Source organism: Oleiphilus sp. HI0128 (genome assembly GCF_001635365.1).
Genome location: NZ_LWGG01000675.1, coordinates 1 through 473 on the forward strand (window position 1 = coordinate 1; position 473 = coordinate 473).

Sequence of the window (473 nt, forward strand, 5' to 3'; positions counted from 1 at the left end):
CAATACCATTAGCGTCACGATCACTCTGATCTGCATTGGGTATTAGTGGACAATTGTCATTTTCGTCAAGTATTCCATCGTTATCGAAGTCATTTTCGATAACGGAAGGCGCATCACAGGCATCACCTATCCCGTCGCTATCACTATCACTTTGATCCGGGTTAGGTGTTAATGGGCAGTTATCGACTCCGTCAAGCACGCCGTCATCGTCATAATCATCGTCTGAGATAAGCGGAACATCACAAGCATCACCTATACCATTATTGTCACGGTCAGCCTGATCACTATTCGGAATCAAAGGGCAGTTATCGCTTTCATCTGGAATACCATCCCTGTCGTAATCAACTAGGGCCGGTGTATCGCATACATCACCAATGCCATCATTATCACTATCAAGCTGGTTAGTGTTTGGAATTAACGGACAATTATCAACATCATTCAGTATGCCGTCGTTATCATAATCATCGTCAGAT

Annotated in this window: 1 protein-coding gene; it reads right to left on the minus strand. The window is 43.8% G+C overall.

The features are described 5' to 3' along the window. A partial coding sequence (locus tag A3763_RS08385) for a thrombospondin type 3 repeat-containing protein (RefSeq protein ID WP_197482853.1) occupies window positions 1-473 on the minus strand: 473 nt, incomplete at both ends.